Source organism: Bradyrhizobium sp. 21 (assembly GCF_023073335.1).
GTDB lineage: Bacteria > Pseudomonadota > Alphaproteobacteria > Rhizobiales > Xanthobacteraceae > Bradyrhizobium.
This window is the reverse complement of sequence record NZ_JADPJG010000026.1, coordinates 64,046-86,869: the sequence shown is the minus strand read 5'-3', so window position 1 is coordinate 86,869 and position 22,824 is coordinate 64,046. Positions and strand designations below refer to the sequence as shown.

22 protein-coding genes and 1 pseudogene are annotated in these 22,824 nt (G+C 62.6%); 13 read left to right on the top strand and 10 right to left on the bottom strand.

Annotation, left to right across the window (positions count from 1 at the left end):
- Positions 1 to 15: 15 nt before the first annotated feature.
- The 3 genes from IVB31_RS21620 to IVB31_RS21610 all read left to right on the top strand — a co-directional run bounded on the left by IVB31_RS21620 (position 16) and on the right by IVB31_RS21610 (position 2,528).
- Positions 16 to 864, top strand: coding sequence for a transglutaminase family protein (locus tag IVB31_RS21620; RefSeq protein ID WP_247326976.1), 849 nt, complete (start codon positions 16 to 18; stop codon positions 862 to 864).
- Between the two features lie 120 nt (positions 865 to 984).
- Positions 985 to 1,743 (top strand): proteasome-type protease, encoded by a 759-nt coding sequence (locus IVB31_RS21615; protein WP_247326966.1) that lies wholly within the window; start codon positions 985 to 987, stop codon positions 1,741 to 1,743.
- Positions 1,744 to 1,769: 26 nt separating this feature from the next.
- Entirely contained in the window at positions 1,770 to 2,528 is a 759-nt protein-coding gene (locus tag IVB31_RS21610; RefSeq protein WP_247326963.1) for an SDR family oxidoreductase, read from the top strand.
- Positions 2,529 to 2,579: 51 nt separating this feature from the next.
- On the opposite strand, the gene IVB31_RS21605 is transcribed toward IVB31_RS21610, so the two are convergent.
- On the bottom strand, positions 2,580 to 3,818 hold the full coding sequence (locus tag IVB31_RS21605) for an MFS transporter (protein ID WP_247326961.1): 1,239 nt from the start codon (positions 3,816 to 3,818) through the stop codon (positions 2,580 to 2,582).
- 158 nt (positions 3,819 to 3,976) lie between these two features.
- On the opposite strand from IVB31_RS21605, the gene IVB31_RS21600 reads away from it, so the two are divergent.
- On the top strand, positions 3,977 to 5,227 hold the full coding sequence (locus IVB31_RS21600) for a nucleoside transporter C-terminal domain-containing protein (RefSeq protein ID WP_247326959.1): 1,251 nt from the start codon (positions 3,977 to 3,979) through the stop codon (positions 5,225 to 5,227).
- Positions 5,228 to 5,234: 7 nt separating this feature from the next.
- Here IVB31_RS21600 and IVB31_RS21595 read toward each other — a convergent pair whose 3' ends face one another.
- Positions 5,235 to 6,305 carry a GntG family PLP-dependent aldolase gene (locus tag IVB31_RS21595; RefSeq protein ID WP_247326957.1) on the bottom strand — a complete coding sequence of 357 codons (1,071 nt, stop codon included), beginning with the start codon at positions 6,303 to 6,305 and terminating at the stop codon, positions 5,235 to 5,237.
- 28 nt (positions 6,306 to 6,333) lie between these two features.
- Positions 6,334 to 7,254: an amino acid ABC transporter substrate-binding protein gene (locus tag IVB31_RS21590; RefSeq protein ID WP_247326955.1), complete on the bottom strand. Its 921-nt coding sequence runs from the start codon at positions 7,252 to 7,254 to the stop codon at positions 6,334 to 6,336.
- Positions 7,255 to 7,405: 151 nt separating this feature from the next.
- Between IVB31_RS21590 and IVB31_RS21585 the strand changes: the two genes are divergently transcribed.
- Positions 7,406 to 8,326: a LysR substrate-binding domain-containing protein gene (locus tag IVB31_RS21585; protein ID WP_247326953.1), complete on the top strand. Its 921-nt coding sequence runs from the start codon at positions 7,406 to 7,408 to the stop codon at positions 8,324 to 8,326.
- Between the two features lie 20 nt (positions 8,327 to 8,346).
- Here the strand turns inward: IVB31_RS21585 and IVB31_RS21580 are convergent, their stop codons facing one another.
- Positions 8,347 to 9,582, bottom strand: a complete 1,236-nt coding sequence (locus tag IVB31_RS21580; protein WP_247326951.1) for a rhomboid family intramembrane serine protease — start codon at positions 9,580 to 9,582, stop codon at positions 8,347 to 8,349.
- 283 nt (positions 9,583 to 9,865) lie between these two features.
- Here IVB31_RS21580 and IVB31_RS21575 point away from each other — a divergent pair, with 283 nt between their 5' ends.
- The gene (locus IVB31_RS21575; RefSeq protein WP_247326949.1) at positions 9,866 to 12,010 is read left to right on the top strand and encodes a glycosyltransferase family 41 protein; all 2,145 of its coding nucleotides are present in this window, start codon (positions 9,866 to 9,868) and stop codon (positions 12,008 to 12,010) included.
- Positions 12,011 to 12,120: 110 nt separating this feature from the next.
- On the opposite strand, the gene IVB31_RS21570 is transcribed toward IVB31_RS21575, so the two are convergent.
- Together IVB31_RS21570 and IVB31_RS21565 are read right to left on the bottom strand one after the other, a co-directional pair.
- Positions 12,121 to 12,660, bottom strand: a complete 540-nt coding sequence (locus IVB31_RS21570; protein WP_247326946.1) for a cupin domain-containing protein — start codon at positions 12,658 to 12,660, stop codon at positions 12,121 to 12,123.
- A gap of 175 nt (positions 12,661 to 12,835) precedes the next feature.
- Positions 12,836 to 13,123 carry an usg protein gene (locus tag IVB31_RS21565; protein WP_247326943.1) on the bottom strand — a complete coding sequence of 96 codons (288 nt, stop codon included), beginning with the start codon at positions 13,121 to 13,123 and terminating at the stop codon, positions 12,836 to 12,838.
- Between the two features lie 378 nt (positions 13,124 to 13,501).
- Here IVB31_RS21565 and IVB31_RS21560 point away from each other — a divergent pair, with 378 nt between their 5' ends.
- Together IVB31_RS21560 and groL are read left to right on the top strand one after the other, a co-directional pair.
- A complete protein-coding gene (locus IVB31_RS21560; RefSeq protein WP_027518760.1) occupies positions 13,502 to 13,816 on the top strand; it encodes a co-chaperone GroES in 315 nt (104 codons plus the stop codon).
- Between the two features lie 43 nt (positions 13,817 to 13,859).
- Complete coding sequence (gene groL, locus IVB31_RS21555; protein WP_247326940.1) at positions 13,860 to 15,500, top strand: chaperonin GroEL; 1,641 nt, start codon at positions 13,860 to 13,862, stop codon at positions 15,498 to 15,500.
- Positions 15,501 to 15,588: 88 nt separating this feature from the next.
- On the opposite strand, the gene IVB31_RS21550 is transcribed toward groL, so the two are convergent.
- Positions 15,589 to 16,524 (bottom strand): retron St85 family RNA-directed DNA polymerase, encoded by a 936-nt coding sequence (locus IVB31_RS21550; RefSeq protein ID WP_247326937.1) that lies wholly within the window; start codon positions 16,522 to 16,524, stop codon positions 15,589 to 15,591.
- Between the two features lie 144 nt (positions 16,525 to 16,668).
- Positions 16,669 to 17,433 carry a retron St85 family effector protein gene (locus tag IVB31_RS21545; protein ID WP_247326879.1) on the bottom strand — a complete coding sequence of 255 codons (765 nt, stop codon included), beginning with the start codon at positions 17,431 to 17,433 and terminating at the stop codon, positions 16,669 to 16,671.
- A 288-nt stretch (positions 17,434 to 17,721) separates the two neighbouring features.
- On the opposite strand from IVB31_RS21545, the pseudogene IVB31_RS21540 reads away from it, so the two are divergent.
- Positions 17,722 to 17,943, top strand: a pseudogene (locus IVB31_RS21540) (TCP-1/cpn60 chaperonin family protein); the annotation flags it as partial.
- Positions 17,944 to 18,098: 155 nt separating this feature from the next.
- Entirely contained in the window at positions 18,099 to 18,713 is a 615-nt protein-coding gene (locus IVB31_RS21535) for a hypothetical protein (RefSeq protein WP_247326863.1), read from the top strand.
- A 36-nt stretch (positions 18,714 to 18,749) separates the two neighbouring features.
- Here the strand turns inward: IVB31_RS21535 and lepB are convergent, their stop codons facing one another.
- Together lepB and IVB31_RS21525 are read right to left on the bottom strand one after the other, a co-directional pair.
- On the bottom strand, positions 18,750 to 19,496 hold the full coding sequence (lepB, locus tag IVB31_RS21530) for a signal peptidase I (protein WP_247326860.1): 747 nt from the start codon (positions 19,494 to 19,496) through the stop codon (positions 18,750 to 18,752).
- Between the two features lie 207 nt (positions 19,497 to 19,703).
- On the bottom strand, positions 19,704 to 20,537 hold the full coding sequence (locus tag IVB31_RS21525; protein ID WP_247326852.1) for a LysR family transcriptional regulator: 834 nt from the start codon (positions 20,535 to 20,537) through the stop codon (positions 19,704 to 19,706).
- 128 nt (positions 20,538 to 20,665) lie between these two features.
- Between IVB31_RS21525 and IVB31_RS21520 the strand changes: the two genes are divergently transcribed.
- The 3 genes from IVB31_RS21520 to IVB31_RS21510 all read left to right on the top strand — a co-directional run.
- On the top strand, positions 20,666 to 21,259 hold the full coding sequence (locus IVB31_RS21520; RefSeq protein ID WP_247327669.1) for a cysteine hydrolase family protein: 594 nt from the start codon (positions 20,666 to 20,668) through the stop codon (positions 21,257 to 21,259).
- Positions 21,260 to 21,271: 12 nt separating this feature from the next.
- Positions 21,272 to 21,910: a glutathione binding-like protein gene (locus IVB31_RS21515; protein WP_247326850.1), complete on the top strand. Its 639-nt coding sequence runs from the start codon at positions 21,272 to 21,274 to the stop codon at positions 21,908 to 21,910.
- Positions 21,911 to 22,020: 110 nt separating this feature from the next.
- Positions 22,021 to 22,824, top strand: an 804-nt coding sequence (locus IVB31_RS21510; RefSeq protein ID WP_247326848.1) for a caspase family protein, incomplete at its 3' end; no start/stop codon positions are given.

Here is a 22,824-nt window from a genome sequence, read left to right as displayed (position 1 = left end):
CGGAATCAAAACACCATGCGCCTCCGAATCCTGCACACCACGACCTATCGCTACGAGCCGCAGGCCACGAGCGTCATCCAGATCCTGCGCATGACGCCCGGCAGCCATGACGGGCAATATGTGGCGGAGTGGCAGATCGACGTTTCGACCGACACCAAGCTCGACACCCACGAGGACGCGTTCGGCAACGTCACCCATGTGCTGTCCTGCGGGCCCGTCGGCGACATCAAGATCACTGCCGAGGGCCTGATCGAGACCCACGACACCGGCGGCGTTCTCCGCGGCGCCGATGAGCGCTTTCCGGCCGGCATGTTCCTGCGCGCCAGCGACCTCACCGCCGTCAATCCGGCGATGAATGCGGTTGCGCGCCAGTTGCGCAGCGAGGCCGAGAGCGACACACTCGGCTTCCTGCACACGCTGATGACGCAAATCGGCGATCACATGACCTTCGACGAGGACCCGACCAACAGCGGCACCTCGGCGGCGGAAGCGTTCACGCTCAAGCGCGGCGTCTGCCAGGACTACGCGCACATCTTCATCGCCTGCGCCCGCAGCGGTGGCGTGCCGGCGCGCTTCGTCTCGGGGCACTTCCTGCGCTCCGACGGCACGGCGCACCAGGACGCCGGCCATGCCTGGGCGGAGGCCTATGTCGACGGCCTCGGCTGGGTCGGTTTCGACCCCGCCAACAGCATCTGCGCCACCGACGCCCATGTCCGCGTCGCGATCGGGCTCGATTATCTCGGCGCAGCCCCCGTGCGCGGCACCCGCTACGGCGGCGGCACGGAGACGCTGGCGGTGGCCGTGAAGGTCGAGCAGGCCGGCCGCAGCGGCCAGTCGCAATCGCAGTCCCAGCGGCAGAGCTGAGCCGCGCTACGCACGCCCCTCACCCGGGGACAGCCTTCGGCCCGCCCCCCGGCAATCGGGGGTTGGAGCGGCGCTTGAAATTGGCTAGTAATTCCGCGCAAACGCGTTCGGGGACTGGAAATGACCTATTGTTGCGGAATCCTGGTTCGGGACGGTCTGGTGATGATCGCCGACACCCGCACCAATGCCGGCCTCGACAACGTCTCGACCTTCCGCAAGCTCCACATCTTCTCCAAGCCCGGCGACCGCATCATGGCAATCGCCAGCGCCGGCAATCTCGCCATCAGCCAGTCGGTGCTCTCCACGCTGACGGAAGGCCTCGAAGACCCCAACACGGGTGAGATCGAGACGCTGATGAACGCGCCGACGATGTTCCAGGCCGCCCAGCGCATCGGCCGCGCGATCCGGGCCGTGCACTCGACCGAAGGGCCGGCACTGAAATCAGAGGACGTGTCCTTCGACGTCTCCTTCCTGTTCGGCGGCCAGATCAAGGGCGCGCGCATGCGCCTGTTCATGGTCTACACGGCGGGTAATTTCATCGAGTGCACCACCGACACACCCTATCTGCAGATCGGCGAGCACAAATACGGCAAGCCCGTGCTCGACCGGGCGATGCATTACGACGTCGAGCTCTACGAAGCGCTGAAGACCGGCCTGATCTCGATGGACTCCACCATGCGCTCCAATCTCGGCGTCGGCCTGCCGATCGACGTCCTGGTGGTGCGTGCCGACGCCTGCGAGGCCGATCTCAACCACCGCATCGAGGCGGGCGAGCCCTATTTCCACGATTTGCGCTCACGCTGGTCGGCGGCCTTGCGCGCCGCGCATCAGAACATTCCGCGGCCGCCCTACAAGAACGAAAAAGAACCCAAAACCTGACAACTTAAGAGAAAAGGCAGGAAACGATGAGTGAAGCAAAGAAAATCGCCGTGGTGACGGGCGCCGGCACCGGTGTCGGGCGCGCCGCGTCGCTGGCGTTGATGAACACCGGCTTCACCGTGGTGCTGGTCGGGCGCCGGCCCGACATGCTCGAGGAGACCGCGAAGCTCGGTCCCGCGGGGAAGAGCCTCTGCGTCACCGCCGACATGACCAAGCCGGAGCAGATCGCCGCGCTGTTCGCCAAGGTGAAGGACGCCTATGGCCGCCTCGACGTGCTCTTCAACAATGCCGGCATGGGCGCGCCGCCGGTGAATTTCGAGGATCTCAGCCTCGAGCAGTGGCAGGCGGTGGTGAACACCAACCTCACCGGCCCGTTCCTCTGCACCCAGCACGCCTTCCGCATCATGAAGGACCAGACCCCGCGCGGCGGCCGCATCATCAACAACGGCTCGATCTCGGCGCATGCGCCGCGGCCGTTCTCGGCGGCCTACACCTCGACCAAGCACGCCATCACCGGCCTGACCAAGGCCTCCAACCTCGACGGCCGCATGTACGACATCGCAGTCGGCCAGGTCGACATCGGCAACGCGGCAACACCGATGACCGACCGCATGGTCGCCGGCCCCGGCGTGATGCAGCCCGACGGCACGATGAAGCAGGAGCCGCGCATGGACGCCAAGGCGGTCGGCGATGCCGTTGCCTACATGGCCGGTCTGCCGCTCGATGCCAACGTGCTGACCATGACGGTGATGGCGAGCAAGATGCCGTTCGTCGGACGGGGCTAGTTAGCTCTATCCTCCCCCTCTCCCCGCTTGCGGGGAGAGGCGAAGTCCGCCCTACTCCAAACTCTCCACCTTGCGCAGGCTCGGAAACAGCTTCATCCAGAGCAGCGCGACCGCGACGGTGCAGACGCCGCCGAGGACTGCGGCGGGCATGGCGCCGAACAATGCGGCCGCGACCCCGCTTTCGAACTGGCCTAGCTGGTTGGAGGCGTTGATGAAGAGGAAGTTGACCGCACCGACCCGGCCGCGCATCTCGTCGGGCGTTGACAGCTGCACCAGCGAGAAGCGGATCACGACGCTGATCGTATCGGCCGCGCCGAGAATGGCGAGCGCGAGCACCGACAGCCACATCCAGGACGACAGCGCGAACGCGATCGTTGCGACGCCGAACACGATCACGGCCTGAAACATGCGCAGGCCCACATGCCGCGAGATGGCGTGACGGGCCAGCACCATGGTCATCGCCAACGCGCCGACGGCCGGCGCGGCGCGCAAGATCCCGAGCCCCATCGGGCCGGTCTGCAGGATGTCGCGGGCGTAGATCGGCAGCAACGCGGTGACGCCGCCGAACAGCACCGCGAACAGATCGAGCGAGATGGTGCCGAGGATCGCCGGATTGCTGCGGATGAAGCGGACGCCGGCAAAGATGTCGTCCGTGTCCGTCCCCTCCTTGGCGACCGCCTGCGGCCGCGGCCGGATGAAGCCGGTCAAAATCATCCCAAAGATCCAGAACAGCACCATCACGGCGTAGGCGAGGTGCGGTGCGATCGCGTAGGCGAAGCCGCCGAGCGCTGGGCCGGTGATGGTCGCGACCTGCGCCGCGCCGCTGGAGACGGCGGTGGCGCGCTGGAGCGATCCCTGCGGCGCGATCAGGGGCAGCAGCGCCGCGGTGGTTGGGCTCTCAAAGGCGCCGGCAATGCCGAGCACGAAGGTCGCAATAAAAATCTGCACTTCGCTGACCAGGCCAAGATAGGTGATGACGGCGAGATAGAGCGCGGTGGCGGCTTCCACGAGCTGGCAGAGCTGGACCACGCGCTTGCGCTCGAAACGGTCGGCGGCATGGCCGGCGACGAACACCAGGAGCGCCGTGGGCAGGAACTGCACGAGGCCGACCATGCCGAGGTCGAAGGCCGAGCCGGTGAGATCGTAGATCTGCCAGCCGATCGCAACCGCCGCGATCTGGCTGGAAAAGCGCGACAGGCTGCGCGAGAGCAGGAAGAACAGGAAGGCACGGTGGGTAAGGAGCGCGCGGGCGCTGACCGGCGGATTTCCGGATATTGGCTGGTCTGGCATCGCCTCTTCGGTCACGCTCGGAATATCCGGCTCCTGATGTCGACCTGCTCCGCGTGGCTGACGCGGACCTGCTTGTCAACAGAGGGACGCTTCGACATTCTCCCGGCATTGCGTTTGCAACGCACGGGCGGCCATAATCATCGGGGTTTGGGGACATTATGCTGCGGCTGCAATCGGCACTCGGCGTTTTCGCATTGCTGTTGATCGCCTTGGTCCTGAGCGAGAATCGCCGCGCGGTCTCGCTGCGGCAGGCCGCGATCGGCCTCGTCGCTACCTTCGTCAGCGCGATCGTGCTCCTGAAGGTGCCCGTCGTCGCGCGCGCCTTCGGTGCCGTCAACGATGCCGTCGGTGCGATCTCGGCGGCCTCGCGCGCCGGCTCCTCCTTCGTGTTCGGCTATGTCGGCGGCGGCCCCCTGCCCTTCGATCTGAAGGTCTCCGGCGCCGATTTCATCCTGGCGTTCCAGGCGCTGCCGATCGTGCTCGTCATGAGCGTGCTCACCACGCTGCTGTTCTATTGGCGGGTGCTGCCGCCGGTCGTGCGCGGCATGGCCTGGCTGCTGGAGCGGACGCTCGGCGTCGGCGGCGCGGTCGGGCTCTCGACTGCGGCCAACATTTTTCTCGGCATGGTCGAGGCGCCGCTGTTCGTGCGGCCTTATCTCGCGCAGATGACCCGCAGCGAGTTGTTCCTGGTGATGACCGGCGGCATGGCAGGCATCGCCGGCACCGTGCTGGTGCTCTATGCGACGCTGCTTGCGCCGCTCATCCCTAATGCTGCCGCGCATTTCGTCATCGCCTCCGTGCTAGGCGCGCCGGCCGCGATCCTCGTCAGCCTGATCATGGTGCCCGAGACAAGTGACAAGCGCACCGGCGGCGCGCTGGAAGATCCCGAGATGGAAGTCTCCAGCACGATGGACGCGATCGTCAAAGGCACCGGCGCCGGGATCGAGTTGCTGATCAACATCGTCGCGATGCTGCTGGTGCTGGTGGCGCTGGTCTATCTCGTCAATGCCATTCTGGGCCTCTTGCCGAACATCGCAGGGGCCGCGATCTCGCTGCAACGGTTGCTGGGCCTCGTCATGGCGCCGGTGTGCTGGCTGATGGGCCTGCCCTGGGATCAGGCGGTGACGGCCGGCAGCCTGATGGGGACGAAGACCGTACTCAATGAGCTGATCGCCTATGTCGACTTCTCGAAGCTGCCGCCCGGCACGCTCGATCCGCGCGCGCGCCTGATCATGCTCTACGCGATGTGCGGCTTCGCCAATTTCGCCAGCCTCGGCATCATGATCGGCGGCCTCGGCGTGATGGCGCCGGAGCGGCGCGCGGAGATCAACGCGCTGGGGCTGAAGTCAATCGTATCGGGGACGCTGACGACGTGTCTGATGGGGGCGGTGGTGGGGGTGTTGACGTAAGGCTTTCCTAAACCAAGGCTTCAGCCACGGCGCGAAATGCCACGACCGCGCGATCAATATCCGCATCATCGATATGGCGATGGGTCACACAGCGCAAGCGGTGACTGCCCCAGGGCCTCGCCTTCACGCCCTTCCCTTCCAGAGCCCTCGACCACGCGGCGCTGTCGCGTCCGGAGAGAGAGACATCGACCTGCACGATATTCGTTTGCGGGATTGTCGCGCTGATCTTCGGGTGCATCCAGTTCAACGCGTCACTCAGTGCTCGCGCACGCCGGTGATCCTCCGCCAAGCGTGCACCCATGACCTGAACGGCCTCAAGGCCGGCTGCGGCCAGGATGCCGATCTGGCGCTGCGCGCCTCCCAGCATGCGGCGAAATCTGCGGCTCCTGTCGATCACGGCGCGCGGCCCGGCGAGCACGGCACCGGCCGGTGCGCTCAGGCCCTTCGATAGACACAGAGAGACCGTATCGCAGTGCCGTGCAATGTGAGCCGGCGCCGCTTCAAGAGCAATTGCAGCGTTGAAGAGCCGCGCTCCGTCGAGATGCACCGGGACGCCGCGGGCCGAAGCCATGGCGTGCACCGCCTGCATGTGCTCGAGCGGCAGCACGGCGCCGCTCGCGTTGTTGTGCGAGGTTTCCATCGCGACAAGGGCTGTCCTGAGCTTGAGCCCTTCGCCCTGCATGGCGTCCCCCAACAAGTTCAGGTCCATCGCGCCGTCGCTGCCGGCAATTGCGAGGTAGAACTGCCCAGTGAACGTCGCCGCCCCTCGTTCGGAGATGTACATATGTGCATTCGCTTCCAATACGATCTGTTCGCTGCGCTGCGACTGCGCCAGCGTCGCCAATAGATTGGCCATCGTGCAGCTCGGCACGAACAAGCCGGCGTCCTTGCCCAACGCCGCAGCTGCGACGGCCTCCAGCTCCCTCGCCGTGGGGTCACCGTCCAGCCCATCATCGCCCAGCGGCGCCGAGGCCATGCGGGCATACATCGCCTCGGTGGGCTTGGTGACTGTATCGCTGCGAAGGTCGACGGGTGGCAACCCGGCGTCCGCCGCGTTCGTCTCGTGTTGATGTGCCATTTGCGAGACCTCTAGAGCGCCTGGCGCGTCATTCGTAGACTGCCGGGTCGCCGGAATCGGTCGGGTTGGCCAGTGCCCGCTTGAGGGCGGCGCTCATTGGAAATTTCAGGTTGAGGCCATGCGGTGGGATTGGTGAATTGAAATACTTGTCGTAGAGCGCCGCAATCTGTCCGCTCTTCATCAGGTCGATCACGGCCTCGTCGACGATCTTCTTGAAAGCGGGATCATCCTTGGGTTCGACGATGCCGTAGGGCGCCATCTCGAGACCCTTGCTACCGATCTGGAAGGCATCCGGCGTCCTGGACGAGGCGACAATGGCATAGGCGAGACCGTCATCGTTGGCGGTGCCGGCCACCCGGCCCGTCGACACCAACAAGAAAGTTTCGGCCGTGTCCCTGGCCGGCACGACCGTGATGCCGAGATTCTCCTTGGCGTTGATCAGCGTGATCACCTTGAAAGTCTGGCCCCCGGCTTGGGCGGAGATGGCCTTGCCGCGAAACGAAGCCGGGTCGTTGACGTCGACCCCGCCATCCTTGCGCGCGACGAGGACGACCTGCGCAACGAAGATGGTGGGAGCAAAGTCGACGAGTTTATGCCGCTCGATATTGTTGGTCGTGTTGCCGCATTCGAGATCGATCGTACCGTTGGCGAGCAGCTGAATACGCGTCGCCGAGGTTATGGGATTGTACCGAATCTCGAGCTTGGGGAGCTTGAGCGCCGTCTTGATCGCCTGCACCACGTGTTCACAGATTTCGACGGTATAGCCGATCGGCTTCTGGTTATCGTCGAGATAGGCAAAGGGTACCGAGGTCTCGGGATGGCCCAACGTGATCGAGCCGCTCTCGCGGATCTTGTCCAGTCTGCTCGCAGACTGGGCCATGACTTCGCTGGACAGCAGACCCCCGGCGACGATTGCCGCGCCGAATGCCTTGATCGTTGTCGCTTTCATGTCGTCCCCCTTGTTCGCGAGTGCCCGTGACGCTGCCTGAACCGGGGTGGCATCGACGGGACACCGTACGAACGGCGTCATGCTCTGGACTATCGTCCAAAAGCCCGATCTGATGAAATTCCAGTTTCACACTCCCCTATACGGATTTGATATGGCCAACAGACGGATGGGCTTGAAGCATGTGGAGGCTTTTCGGGCGGTCTTCGTGACGGGATCGATGACGCAAGCGGCCCAGCGCATGCACACCTCGCAGCCCCAGATCAGCCGCCTGATCGGACAATTGGAAGCGATCACGCAATTTCCGCTGTTCGACCGCAGTGGCGGCCGCCTTCGCCCGACCGTGGACGGATCACGCTTTTTCCAGGAGGTCGAGAAGACTTTCATCGGCTTGGCCGGACTGGAGGCCGGCGCAGCGAGCATTCGCTCGTTCGGCATGGGTCGGTTAAGCGTTGCGGCGATGCCGCGCCTGGCCGGCGGCCTGCTGACGCGCATCTCATCGCGCTTCAAAATGGACTATCCGCATGTGATGATCTCGATCCGATCAGGCACGGCGAGCGCCGTGCACGACTGGGTCAGCTCCGGGCTTTGCGACGCCGGGCTCGCAATGCTCTACAGCGAGGTTGCGGGGGTGCATGTCGAGCCGGTGCTCAAGACCCGTTGCGTCGCGATCATGCCGAAGGGGCATCGCCTTGCACAGAAGAAGACGCTGCGCCCTGCCGACTTCTCCGATGAGGCGTTCATCTCCTTCGCCACGGGGAGTCCGCTCCACGATCGCATCGATACGATCTTCGCGCAGGCTGGCGTCACGCGCCGCATTGTTGCCGAGACCGATCTGGGCGCATCGGTCTGTGCCCTGGTCGCGGCGGGTCTCGGCATCAGCATTATCAACCCGATTGCCGCGCATGACGAAAGCTCCGGCGCGGCCCTGATCACGCGCCCCTTCAATCCCGCGGTCCCCGTTACGATCGCACTGCTCTATCCGCCTTTTGCCGCGCAGAGCCGCTTGATCGATGCCTTCAGCGAATATGCTCGCAGGATCATGAGCGAGGAACTGGGCTATCTTGGGCGATAATCAGCGAATGCTGGATGATCTCAACCGCACAATTTCTGCTTCTGCAAGATACGACGCACCTCACCCAGCTTGGCACGGCACGGCTCGGCCGCCATGGCCTTTGCCTCGCTGGTTCGTCCCTGCGCCAGCAGCAACACCGCCATCAAGCCCTGCGCGCCGGAGCGCACCGGCCCGCCCGCGACATCCGAGGAGGCGAGCGATATGGCGGTTCGCGCTTCCGTCTCGGCGGCATTGAAGCTGGCTTTTTCCAGGTAGGCGACCGCACGGAACAGATGAGCCCGCGGGTCTTTCGGATAGCGAGTGACGAGATCGAGAGACCGGCTGGCCATCTCTTTGGCAGTCGCCGGCGCTTCCGACGCGCGGATGTACTGCACGGCATCGGCCATGTAGGACGAATAATGAGCGGCGGCGAAGCCTGCGCAGACCAGCGATCTAGCCAATCCTGCCAGCAACGTCATCCCGGCGCTGCGCGGCAGGCGGTCATAGGACCAGAAGGCGAGCCACGGCGTGATGGCAAGCGCGGCGCCGGCCAGCGCACCGCCGGCATGGGCGTAATAGTTGACATTGCCGGAGGCGCCAAAGGCAAGCGGCAGCAGGGCGGGACCACCGAAGAACAGCGACGTCTTCAGTCGCGAGATCGTTTGATCGGCGTCCGCCTCCGGCTCGAAGCTCGCAACGAACAGCGCGGCGATGAGCCCGGTAATGGCGCCGGACGCACCGACGCCCACCGCGACGGCGGGGCCATTGCCCAGCAGCGAGCCGGCCTCGCCGGCTACTGCGCTGGCGACGAAGATCAGCGAAAACCAGCCGCGGCCGATGAGGCTCTCCAGCCTGACGCCGACGATGAACAGCGCAACGCAGTTGCCGATGAGGTGCCACTGGCTGCCATGCAGAAGCGGCGCAAGGCCGATCCGCCACCACTCTCCCCTTCCGACAACCAGATCGTAGCCGGACGCGCCCTGAGCAATCAGCGAGCGGACATCGAGTGAGCCGTCCCGTGCAATGTCGATGGCGAGTGCGCGTTGCAAAGCAAAGACGAGGAGCAGACCGAAAATCAGGCCAATAGTGAGGAAAGGGATATCGGCCAGAAGCTTGTTGTCGCGAAGAAGCGTGCCCTCGCTGGACAAGGGCCGCGCGCTGTCGCGCACGACCGCAGGAGCGATCGGTGCAGCGACGGGTTGAAACGATGCGTGTTGAAACGATCGACCTGGGGGTGGCACCACGGCGCCGCGCCGGCCAAACGTGTTGGTTGCCATGAAAGCATGCCCCGCGTTCTCTGCAGCCTCGAGTTGACGCGAGGATTATTTTCGACTGGTTAGCGCCCGCCCCGCGGAGCGCGTGGAACCCTCCGACTGGTAACGGTCCGGTTTCCCGGATCGCTAACTTTTGAGCGATCGCCGGCATGGGGACGGTGGCCGTTCTCAGCGAGACGCGAGGCTTGCGTGGAGCTTGCGACTTCGTTGCCCGAACGGCGCGCAGCACACTCCGGGAGAGCGCTCCCATGTTAATCCTGTCACGAGATTCGGGTGGGATTGATTCATGAGCAACAGCGTCGGTCAGCGTGCATTTCAGAATGCCCGGCTTCAGAAGCGGCAAAAAGCCGAAGTGCTGCCAATGCTCGGGAACGCCCTTCAGTTGCACAAGAAGGGGCTCTTCGCCCAGGCCCGTGCGGCCTATCATCTGGTCCTGGAGCTCGATCCCAACCAATTCATCGCGCTGCATATGCTTGGCAGTCTGGAGTCTGAGGCCAAGAACTATCAGCAGGCCGAAATTATGTTGAGCCGGGCGGTTGCCGTGGATCCGCAATCCGCCGATGCCCATATGAGCCTGGGCATCGCGCTGAACAGGCTGCGACGTTACGATGAGGCCCGCGAGAGCTACCGAAGGGCCCTCGTCCTCCGCCCCAACTACGCCCTCGCCCTCTCCAATCTCGGCAACGCGAGCCTGACCCTGAATCTCCACGAAGCGCTCGCGTGCTACGACAAGGCGATCGCAATCGACGGAAACCTTGCCGAAGCCCACAACAGCCGTGGTTGGGTGCTCTTCCGTCTGAACCATTATGACGAAGCCATCGCAAGCCTCAACCGCGCGCTATCGATCAAACCTGCCTACGCCTCGGCGCTGGCGAACCGCGCCGTCGCGTTTCGCGAACTGCTGCGATTTGACGAAGCCATGGCGGACTGCAATCAGGCAATCGCCCTGGCGCCCAACGACATGAGCGCGTGGCTCGGACGTGCCGGTGTCTGGCTCCAAACCCAGCAACTGGCCGAAGCATTGCACGATTGCGAGAAAGCTCTCGCGATCGATCCCGATGCTGCTCAAGCTCACTTGGTGCGGGGCGTTTGTCTCGCCGAACTCGGCCGGGTTCACGAGGCCCTGGCCAGCCTCGATAGGGCCCTCGAGATCCAGCCTGACCTTCCGAGCGCAATCTCCAGCAAGATATTCACGCTCGATTTCATGGCGGATGCCAGCGTCGAGGAACATCAGCAGGCACGTCGCGTCTGGTGGGAGCAGATCGGCGCGAAAATCGCTTCAGGAGTGCCGGAACCGCACGACAACATCCGCGATCCGGATCGCCCTCTGGTGCTTGGCTACGTCTCGGCGGACTTCAACGCGCATTCGGCCGCGTTCATATTCAAGCCGGTCCTGGAATTTCATGACCGGGCGCAATTTGAAGTCGTATGCTACTCCTGTTCATCGAAAGTGGATGCGACGACCGGCGAATTTCAAAGGATCGCCGACCGCTGGCGCGACGCCTCGCAATGGAGCGACGATCGCCTCGCCGCCGAGATCCGCGCCGATGGCGTCGATATCCTGATCGATCTGTCCGGCCATACCAAGGGAAACCGCCTCGGCGTGTTTGCGCGCAAGCCGGCGCCGATCCAGGCCCATGGCTGGGGTCACGGCACCGGCACCGGGCTGCCGACAATCGATTACCTATTCTCAGATCCGGTCGCGATTCCTGCCGAGGTGCGGCATCTGTTTGCGGAGACCGTTGTCGACCTGCCCTGCTTCGTGACGCTGGAGCCGCTGCCGATCGAGCTTGCGCAGGTGTCAACGCCCGCGATGTCGAACGGCTTCGTCACATTCGGTGTCTTCAACCGCATAAGCAAGATTTCGGACCAGGCCGCGCAGGCCTGGTCCAGGATTCTGGAGCGGGTGCCGGGGTCTCGACTGCTGATCAAGGATGTCGCGCTGGACGATCAACTGGTCCGCGACAGTCTGCTGGCACGACTTGCAAGTTGCGGGATGTCGGCCGACCGCGTCGATCTGCTCGGAAAGACCCTGCGCATCGATCATCTGAGAGCATTCGACCGCGTCGACATTGCCCTCGACCCATTCCCGCAGAATGGCGGCGTCAGCACGTTGGAAGCCTTGCAAATGGGCGTTCCCGTTGTCGCCAAGCTCGGCGAGAGCCTGCCCAGTCGCGCGGCCGGCTCGATCCTCACCTCGATCGGACTGCCGGACTGGGTCACGGACAGCGAGCAAGGATATGTCGACATCGCGGTGAGCCGCGCGGCTGAAATCGGCGACCTCAACAGGTTGCGCGCTGAACTTCCCGGGCAGGTCAGGGTTGCGGCCGCCTGCAACCCGGTTTCCTACGCGCAAACGACGCACGAGGCCTATCGCGCGATGTGGAAGCGCTATTGCGAGGCTGGCGCTGCCGTGTCGGCGAGGGACTGACGGGCGACCTCTCCGCCCGTCATTTCGAGCGCAGCGAAGCAATCCAGAACCTTCCCGTAGAGAAAGACTGTATTGCTTCGCTGCGCCCGCAATGACGACGGATCGTGCGCCTACGCCTTCAGCTCCACCGTCTTGAACTCCGCCGGCAGGATCACTTCCAGCAGCTCGACGTCGTCGGAATAATCCAGGATCATGTGCTTGATCTTCGGCGGCTGGGTCCAGGCGCTGCCTTCTTTCATCAGCGTCTCGCCCTCGCCGTCCATATAGGTCTTCACCCAGCCCTTGAGCACATAGACCATCTGGAATTCGACGGCGTGGAAGTGCAGCTTCGACACCTCGTCCGGATTGCAGGGGCCTTGCAGGCGGATCACATGCGCCTGCGCGAGGCCGTGGCTGGCAGCGGCGATGCCGAGGTCGCGGTACTTGGCGTAGGTGCGCAAGCCGTCGGCTTTGAAATCTTCTTCGCGGTGATGGCTGATGGCGATGCGCTGTTTTGGGCGTGCGGGCTTTTTCGGAGCGACCATGCGCGCCTTCGCCTTCACCGCCTTGCGTGCCGATGATCGCACCGTGGCCTTGGCGGCGCTCCGCTTCTTCACCGCGGTCTGGGCTGCGTTGCGCGATTTTGCTTTCGATTGTGCTTTCTTGGCCATGGGCGGGCCTCCCCTGTTGTCAGGAGAGAGGCTAACACAGAATACGAAATCGTAGGGTGGGTTAGCCGAAGGCGTAACCCACCAACTTTTGCATTCGCATCGACAGACTGGTGGATTGCGCCAGCGGACTGCGATTCGTGCAGCCGCGGGCTAATCCACCCCGCGCATCCCGCGATCAATGCAGCCTGAACACGCCATCCACCGCGCGCAGCTCGGCCGGCTTGATCAGCTTGGAATGCGCGACGGTGACCGAGAACAGCGGACCATCGAGCTTCTGCTGCCAGAACGCCAGGAAATCCGTTAGCGCCGGGAATTTTGGAAACAGATCGTAGCTCTGCCAGACATAGGTCTGGAGCAGCGAGCGATGATCCGGCATCCGGTAGAGAATTTGGGCCGTCGTCAGCCCGTAACCCAGCACCTGTTTCCGGAAATCGTCGGAAACAACCCCAACCCGCGTGACCATGCCAACCTCCTTTGCAGGAGCGCATATTCAAGGGGTGGCTTTCCGGTACGCTGCTTACGAGCCACCCGGTGGAGATGCGCTCACATGAGAGAAATGTGACGCAAACTGATAATCCATCTCAAGCCCAAAAGTTTAACAAGCTGTTGAAATTCAATGCGTTAGCAGCAGATGCGGCACCGTGCTAATACGGTCCCGTGGACGGTTAACGATGGGAAAGAATTCTGGCAGCCAGCGCTCTTGAGTGCTGATTTTTCTGCTAGAAGCCCTTGCTCCCGCAAAATTCCTGTCCTATTTCAGCTTCGCCTGTGCTAGCACTCGCGGGCACAGACTGCTAACAGTCAAAAAATCCCAACTCGTGCAAATATTTAGGAGGACTGCATGAAATTCCGTCCGCTTCACGACCGCGTCGTGGTCAAGCGCATCGACGCAGAAGAGAAGACCGCTGGCGGCATCATCATTCCCGACACTGCCAAGGAAAAGCCCTCCCAGGGCGAAATCGTCGCCGTCGGTCCGGGTGGCCGCGACGAAGCCGGCAAGCTGATCCCGATCGACCTGAAGGTCGGCGACCGCGTGCTGTTCGGCAAGTGGTCCGGCACCGAGGTCAAGATCGACAACGTCGATCTGCTGATCATGAAGGAAAGCGACATCATGGGCGTCCTCGACGTCCCCGCTTCCAAGAAGAAGGCGGCCTAAGCGCCCCTCTCTCACCCAGCTAAACACCTAAGGAAAACTCCAGATGGCAGCTAAAGAAGTCAAATTCGGCGTCGATGCACGCGACAAGATGCTGCGTGGCGTCGACATCCTCGCCAACGCGGTCAAGGTCACGCTCGGCCCGAAGGGCCGCAACGTCGTCCTCGACAAGTCGTTCGGTGCTCCCCGCATCACCAAGGACGGCGTCACCGTCGCCAAGGAAATCGAGCTCGACGACAAGTTCGAGAACATGGGCGCGCAGATGGTGCGCGAAGTCGCCTCCAAGTCCGCCGATGCGGCCGGCGACGGCACCACCACCGCAACCGTGCTCGCGGCTGCGATCGTTCGTGAAGGTGCCAAGTCGGTTGCCGCCGGCATGAACCCGATGGATCTGAAGCGTGGTATCGACCTGGCTGTGGAAGCCGTGGTCGCCGATCTCGTCAAGAACTCCAAGAAGGTCACCTCGAACGAGGAAATCGCCCAGGTCGGCACCATCTCCGCCAACGGCGATGCCGAAATCGGCAAGTTCCTCTCCGACGCCATGAAGAAGGTCGGCAACGAGGGCGTCATCACGGTTGAAGAAGCCAAGTCGCTCGAGACCGAGCTCGATGTCGTCGAAGGTATGCAGTTCGACCGCGGCTACATCTCGCCCTACTTCGTCACCAATGCCGACAAGATGCGCGTTGAGATGGACGACGCCTATATCCTCATCAACGAGAAGAAGCTCTCCTCGCTGAACGAGCTGCTGCCGCTGCTCGAGGCCGTGGTGCAGACCGGCAAGCCGCTGGTCATCGTCGCCGAGGACGTCGAAGGCGAGGCTCTGGCCACGCTGGTCGTGAACCGTCTGCGCGGTGGTCTGAAGGTCGCGGCCGTCAAGGCTCCGGGCTTCGGCGATCGCCGCAAGGCCATGCTGCAGGACATCGCGATCCTGACCGGCGGCCAGGCGATCTCGGAAGATCTCGGCATCAAGCTCGAGAACGTCACGCTCAACATGCTCGGTCGCGCCAAGAAGGTGATGATCGACAAGGAGAACACCACGATCGTCAACGGCGCCGGCAAGAAGGCCGACATCGAGGCGCGCGTGGCTCAGATCAAGGCGCAGATCGAGGAAACCACCTCGGACTACGACCGTGAGAAGCTCCAGGAGCGTCTGGCCAAGCTCGCCGGCGGCGTCGCGGTGATCCGCGTCGGCGGCGCGACCGAGGTCGAGGTGAAGGAGCGCAAGGATCGCGTTGATGACGCGATGCATGCGACCCGCGCCGCGGTCGAGGAAGGCATCGTTCCGGGCGGCGGCGTCGCCCTGCTCCGTGCTTCCGAGCAGCTCAAGGGCCTGCGCACCAAGAACGACGACCAGAAGACCGGCGTCGAGATCGTACGCAAGGCGCTGTCGGCTCCCGCTCGCCAGATCGCGATCAACGCCGGTGAAGACGGTTCGGTGATCGTCGGCAAGGTCCTGGAGAACAAGACCTACGCTTTCGGCTTCGACTCCCAGACCGGTGAATACGGCGACCTCGTCAAGAAGGGCATCATCGACCCGACCAAGGTGGTCCGTACCGCGATCCAGAACGCAGCCTCGGTTGCCGCGCTCCTGATCACCACGGAAGCCATGGTCGCCGAGCTGCCCAAGAAGGCCGGCGCAGGTCCCGCAATGCCCCCGGGCGGCGGCATGGGCGGCATGGACTTCTAAGTCCGGCCACCGGCAAACGACAAATGCGAAACCCCGGCAGCGATGCCGGGGTTTTTGTTTTTGGACAAGCTCATGAAGCGCGCCTGCTTCAGGAGGAACGAGGGGCATGCCTAATCGTTTGGATGGCCTCCGAACCATACTTGTTACTTAGACGATCAATGAAGCTTGGTTCTGCGACGTTCGCGAAGGCCAAGTCACCGCTTAAGCGCAGCAGCTCGTCGGGATTGAGTTTGCCCAAAACCGCATGGTGCACGCGAGCCGATAGCATGCGCTTTCTATCTCGACCTAAGCTCAATGCTCCGTCGTTGGCGAGCGTTACACCTGTCACTACCCTACAATGCTTGGCTGTTACAAACGTGGTCTTCTCAGAATTGATAGTGAGTTTAGGCCGCCTAATCTGCTTTGTAGTAAGCCGCACCACGTCAATCATGTCCTTCAGCATTCCAATTCGCTGACCAGAAAACGTAAGATCGTCGGCGTAGCGAGTATATTTGATACCTCGCTTGGAAGCCTCTGCCGCGACCATCACATCGAAGGGCACCAAGAGGACGTTTGATAGCACTGGAGAGGACGGCGCCCCGATCGAAAGCTTTAAAACATGCTCATGCTTTGCTTTCCGGAATAATATTTGAGCGGAAAGCTCTGCATCTGACTCATCGAAAAGCTGCGCGTTACGACAAAAGACCATCCAGTCTTCGGCGCGAATCGACGGAAAGAAATCCTTGAAGTCCATCTTGAGAATTGGACCGTGGCCCGCGTGGCACGTCGCATTTGTCAGTATTGAGCGCCCCGTACGATACGCCATCGCAGCATCGTGCACGGGAAGAGACGAAAGTACGTGAGTCACCAATACACGCTGCAATAACTTAACCTCTCTGGCAGGCTGAGCAATTTCTCTCGTTCCGCCGGAGCGCTTAGGGATGTGAAAGACCTTGTATCGTCGCGGCGCGGACCTGATCAGCCGATGGATGTCATCTGTTGGCAGACCCGTCTCAACTGCTATGAGGCTCACCACCCTGCTCATGCGGGCACACTTGCAGCTGATACTTCGCGGATTGCGTTGAAGCGGGCTACGTCGTGTTTCTGCCAATACGCTCTAATGTCAGAACGCCACCTGAGCTTGTCTCGTTGAACAATCGTCTTATCCAGCTGGTAGTCGAGCGCTAGATCACCCCCCCCTTGCGACATAGTAGATGCGGTTGCCTTTTCGTACCTTCCGAATCCATTGAAGCAACTCCGCTGAGTATGCAAAATTATTAAATCTTAAGTCGGTTATTCCAAATCCAGCGAGAAATTCACGCAATTCAAGTTGGGTCAGGGCGCCGAATTCCTGACACAACCCGACAAATAGCAAAATGGCGTGACCGGAATTCGTCGGGTTGAATTTCTCGAACTTCGGTAGCTTCGACAAGCGCTGTTCTAGCGCAGGCAAAACGGCAGCGGCAAAATTCGACGAATTGAGTCCGGCTATCGAGCCGCTGGCATCAATGCCTACGGAAACCCTATCCAAGGCTACTATCGACTCTTCACCCTGCCTAATCTCCAGGTAACGGAGAGGTCCCTGCTTTACGAATGAGCTTTGATTGTAATAGTGCTCATCTAAAACAACTAGAAGTCTGGGCGAGACAGTGTCCAAGGCAGCAAATGCACCAAGCTCTGCTAGACTTCCTGGGCTTTCGACAAATAAGAGAATCTGTCCGACTACTTGCGCAATGTCCGACTCAAACAGCAGCAGATTGTCATAGCCCGCGTCCGCCACTAGGGGCTTCGCATCTTCTGCCAAAATTACATTATAACGGGGAGCCGTAACGTGCACGATCCGGAGAAATGCATCACGCAGCATCAACGGTGTAGATAGAGCCGCGTTGATTGCCCCGCCGCACAAGAACACAACAGAACTCGGAGCATGAACCCGAAGAGCTACCGGATCCATGCCCCTCACTAGTTCTGTCGGTTCGAATGCCACTTACCCTTAAAGGTGAGGAAGAGGGAGATGTCTTATCGAGCGTAGCGTCCGAAGGCGATGAGACATCTCCCTCTTCCGCACCGATAAGACTGCGCAATCAAACTAAGTCCGGCGAAACGCCCGACTATCTTCCCTTCGGAAAGGAAAGACCAACGCGTAGGTGGTAACAATATTGATTCTCTACCTGCCGATTCGAGTCAACTTCAATTATGGGCCTTGGAGAGTTGTCCTCAGGGCGCGCAAATCATTCCAACAAATACAGCTCGCGGCTTCGACTCCCAGACCGGTGAATACGGCGACCTCGTCAAGAAGGGCATCATCGACCCGACCAAGGTGGTCCGTACCGCGATCCAGAACGCAGCCTCGGTTGCCGCGCTCCTGATCACCACGGAAGCCATGGTCGCCGAGCTGCCCAAGAAGGCCGGCGCAGGTCCCGCAATGCCCCCGGGCGGCGGCATGGGCGGCATGGACTTCTAAGTCCGGCCACCGGCAAACGACAAATGCGAAACCCCGGCAGCGATGCCGGGGTTTTTGTTTGTCCCGGAGCGTGATGCAAAGCGCCTTGTGACAACCTCGGCGCACGCTTACAATTCAAGCGTGCTGTGCTCCTGCGATCCCTGACGAGAACCGCAATGTCGCGCCGCCAACGATCTTGCTCGCTGACAGCGCTCCTCATCGCCTGCACGGCCGGGCTTTTCTCCCCAGTGACTGCGGACGCCGGTGACCTCGCCGGTGTGGCCGAGAAGATGGAAGCGGCATGGCCGGACTGGCTTCCGCGACCGGAGCAGTGCCCCGCCGACGCGATGCCCGCGAACGCCGGCGCTCCTGTGTTCTCGATCGAGCAATGCTCGGCGGCGGTGGAGCAATGCATCGATCACTGTCGCGCGGGTAACGTCAGCGACTGCTATGCGGCTGGGCTCGTCCTGCAAAGCGTCAAGGACAGTCCCTTGACCGACGCTCTTTTTTTGAGGGCCTGCAAGCTTGGCGCTGCTTCCGGTTGCACCAATCGCGCCGCCACCATGGAAGCAAGCGGCGACTATGCCTGCCCCAATCGAACCTATGAGCTGGCGTGCGCCCGGGACGATCCCTGGGCTTGTACGATGATGGGATTTCACCTGATCAAAGGTCTCGGTGTCGAAAAAGACCATGAGCGCGCGCGGCGCATGCTTGCGAAATCATGCCGCTTTGGCGATGCGGATGAAGCCTGCATCAACGCAAAAGCCATGCTGAAGGCTATTGGCAACTGAAGGCGTCGCGCTTCGTCCGGACTACGGACCGTCCTCTCACCACACCTTCCCCAGCCGCTCCATGTGCGGCTCGCCGTCTTCGTCGAGCGACCAGAAGATCCGCGTCACCCGGCCGACGAGATTATCCATCGGGATGAAGCCCATCACCGACGTCATGCGGCTGTCGGTGGAGTTGTCGCGGTTGTCGCCAAGGGCGAAGAAATGGCCTGAAGGCACCGTGAAGACGTCGGTGTTGTCGAGATAACCGTTGTCGACGCAGTCATATGTCATGTAGCTCGCGCCGTTCGGCAGCGTCTCGCGCCAGCGCTTGACCCTGGCGCTTTCATCCGCACCGCAGGCGGAGCCCGCGGACACGCTTGCGAGCGCGGCGCGCGTCACCGGACGATCGTTGAGCAAGAGCTGGCCCTGCCGCATCTGGATGCGGTCGCCGGGCAGCCCGACCACGCGCTTGACGTAGTCCACCGAATTGTCCTTCGTCGTCCGGAACACGACCACGTCGCCATATTGGGGCTCGCCGGCAAGGATGCGGCCGGAGATCCATGATGGCGCGAAAGGAAAAGAATAGCGGCCATAGCCATAGGCATATTTCGCGGCGAGCACGTAGTCGCCGACGACCAGCGTCGGCCGCATCGAGCCGGACGGGATGTTGAACGGCTGAAACAGGAAGATGCGAAACAGCAACGGTGGCGACCACAGCACCGGGATCAGCAGGATCAGGATGACGATCGCCTTCCATTCCCGCGATTGCGCCGGCGGGTGGATGGTGTCCTGGAGAGTGGTCATGCGCCTTCCCCGATCAAGCCTGTGGTCGTCGCGAGATTACGCAACCTTCGTGCGCGCGCAATCCCCGCTCAGGATTTGGTCGCACAGCCGCGGCCACGCGTTCACCGCAAGCAACGACGAAGGCGCACGAGCCGGGTCAGCAGGGCATCGAGGCCCTCGCCGCATGCATCTCGCGTTGTAACGCGACCGCCACACCGTGGCATGGCCTCAATTGCGCGACATTTTTTGGAAACACGCCCTCACCCAGTCGATCGTCACGCGGGTTGCGGCGTCGCGCTTGAGATGATTTTGCACGAGCAGCCAGGCGTCGCGCCGTTTCGGCAGCAGCGTGGCGCGTAGCCGGCGATCGCCGAGCAGGTCCGCGCAAACATGCTCCGGCAATACGCCGGCGGCCTGATGCGCGCGGATCAGATTGCGGATGACTCGCACGTTGTCGGTGAAGCAGCGCGCGCGGGCTTTCTTGCTGCGCAGGAATTGCATCTCGGGAATGGCACCCAACTCGTCCGGATAGGCGCACAGCATCGGCTCGCCCTCAGTCGTCACAGGCTCGAAATAATAGAGCTTGATGTCGCCGAGCTTGGAGATCGCGAAGTCGCCTTTGTCGGGCTTGCGCAGACGAATCGCGAGATCGGCCTCCCAGCGCGAGAACTTCACGTTCTCGCTCGATGTGAGGAATTGCAGCGTCAGGCCGGGGTGAGCACGCAGGAAGTCGCTCGCGCGCGGCGACAGCACCTCCTCGGCGACCGTGTTGGTGGAAGCGATGCGCAGGCGTCCCACCGGACCTGCGAGGCTCTCGCCGACGCGACCGATCTCGGCGGCGTGCGCCGCCATCGCCTCGACATGCGCCAGCACTGCCTCGCATTGCCGTGTCGGCCTGCGGACGCCGTCGGCGGCCTCGAACAGACGCAAACCGAGCGCACGCTCGATGCGCGACAGCCTGCGGCCGACCGTGGTCTCGTCGATGCGCAGTCGCGCGCTGGCGCCGGCGTAGGTGCCCTCGTCCCTGACGGCAGCGATGATGCGCAGATCGTCCCAGTTCATGGCGCGAGGTTATACGGGCCGGAAGCAGCCTGCAATATCGCAGCCGTCCGCTGCAATATCCCTGCATATCGGCAGGCATTCCCGGGGCTATGGTCGTGGCGCCTTTTGCCCCGGAGATTTCCGACACCATGACGACCGCAAAGACCCTGCTGCAGCTTGCGGGTGCCGACCTCAGCCCGCCCCGCCTTGGCGACGCCGCTCTGGTGCTGATCGACATCCAGAACGAATATCTGGCGGGTCCCCTCGCCCTGCCCGATGCCGGGCCTGCGATCACGCGGGCGGCTGCGCTGTTGGCAAGGGCACGCGAGAGCGGAGCCGCGATCATCCATATCGCCCATCGCGGCAAGGCCGGCGGCCTGTTCGATCGCGGCGCCGATCGCGGCGCTATCGTCGCCGAGCTAAGCCCCCATGCCGGCGAGCTGGTGATCGAGAAGGAGCTGCCCAATGCGTTTGCCGGCACTGATTTGCACGCGCGCCTTGCCGCAACCGACAGGAAGAACATCGTACTGGCCGGCTTCATGACGCATATGTGCGTCTCCTCCACCGCCCGTGCCGCGCTCGACCTCGGCTTTCGCACGACGATAGACGCGGAGGCCTGCGCCACGCGCGACCTGCCCGACGGCCTCGGCGGTACGCTGGACGCCCGAACCATCCACGAGGTTGCACTCGCCGAGCTATCCGACCGCTTCGCGATCATCGCGCGCGCCGATGCGCTGAAATAACGGAGCAACGCAATGCTGCAACTCTATTTCTCGCCGATGGCCTGCTCACTTGCGAGCCGCATCGCGCTGATGGAAACCGGCCTCGATGCGCACTATCATCTGGTGCATCTCCGGACCAAGAAGGTCGGGGACGACGATAGCGATTTTCGCGGCATTTCGTCGAAGGGCGCGGTGCCGGTCCTGGTGCTGGAGAACGGCGAACGGTTGACCGAAAGCGCGGCGGTGCTGCAATACATCGCCGATCTGAAACCGGAGCTTGGCCTTGCGCCGCGCTTCGGCGATCCCGACCGCTATCGCCTGCAAGAGTGGCTCAGCTTCACCGGCGCCGAGATCCACAAGGCGTTCCTGTTTCCGACTTTCTGGTACAAGGACGACGCCTCGCTCGCCAAGCCGCGTGCGAGGATCACACAGACGTTGTCGGTGCCATCAGCGCATCTTGCCGACCGGGAATTCCTGGTCGGCAACCGGTTCACCGTTGCGGACGCACATCTCGCCTGGGCTTTGCTGCTGCTTCGCCCCGCGGGCGTCGACATCGCGCAATGGCCGCCATTGTCGGCCTATCTCGACCGCGTGCAGGGGCGGCCCGCGGTGAGGGAGGCGATTGCGACCGAGATGGAACTGCGCAAGACCCTCACGGCGAGCCCGGCGTGACAGGATGTCACGGCCGCCAAATCTGAACGTTTCCCGGCGAGGGCATTGATGTCGGCACGGCTTGCGCTAATCTGGGGGATATTTTTTCGATATTTCCCTCGAGGGCATTCATGCGTGCTCTTTCCATATTTTCCACAGCCAGGTTTTACCTGCCTCTCCTCGCCTGCTGGCTTTGCCTCGATCCCGCATCGGCGGAAACGCGGGTCGCGCTGGTGATCGGCAACGGCGCCTATGCCTCTACGGCGCAGTTGCCCAACCCGTCGCACGATGCCGAAGACGTCGCCGCCTCGCTCAAGCGTAGCGGTTTCGAGGTGCTTCAGGGCATCGACCTGCGCCAGGCCGACATGCAGGACCTGACCATCCGCTTCGCGCGCGCCGCGAGCCGAGCCGATGTCGCCATGTTCTATTACAGCGGCCATGCGATGCAGTACAACGGCGTGAACTATCTCATGCCGATCGACGCCGTGCTGACCGACGAAGCCGACCTGAAGCGTTTCGTGCGGGTCGACGACATCGTGAACGATTTGCAGCAGGCCAAGAATTTGCGCATCCTCATACTCGATTCCTGCCGCGACAATCCGCTGGCCGAAACCTTGAAACGCTCCGCCGGCATGACGCGTGCCGCCTCGATCGGACGGGGCTTGTCGAAAGTCGAAGCACCGCGCGGCACGATCGTGTCGTTCTCGACCCAATCAGGACAGACCGCCGCCGATGGCGTTGGCCGCAACAGCCCCTATACGACCGCGTTCCTCAAGCACATCGAAGAGCCGCAGGAAATCGGCGAGGTCTTTCGCGACATCAGCAGCGACGTCTACGACTCCAGCGGCAAGACCCAGCTCCCGGAGCTGTCGCTGTCGATCATCGGCAAGTTCTACCTGAATGGACCGGTGTCGGTCACGGTCGCCCCCGCGGCT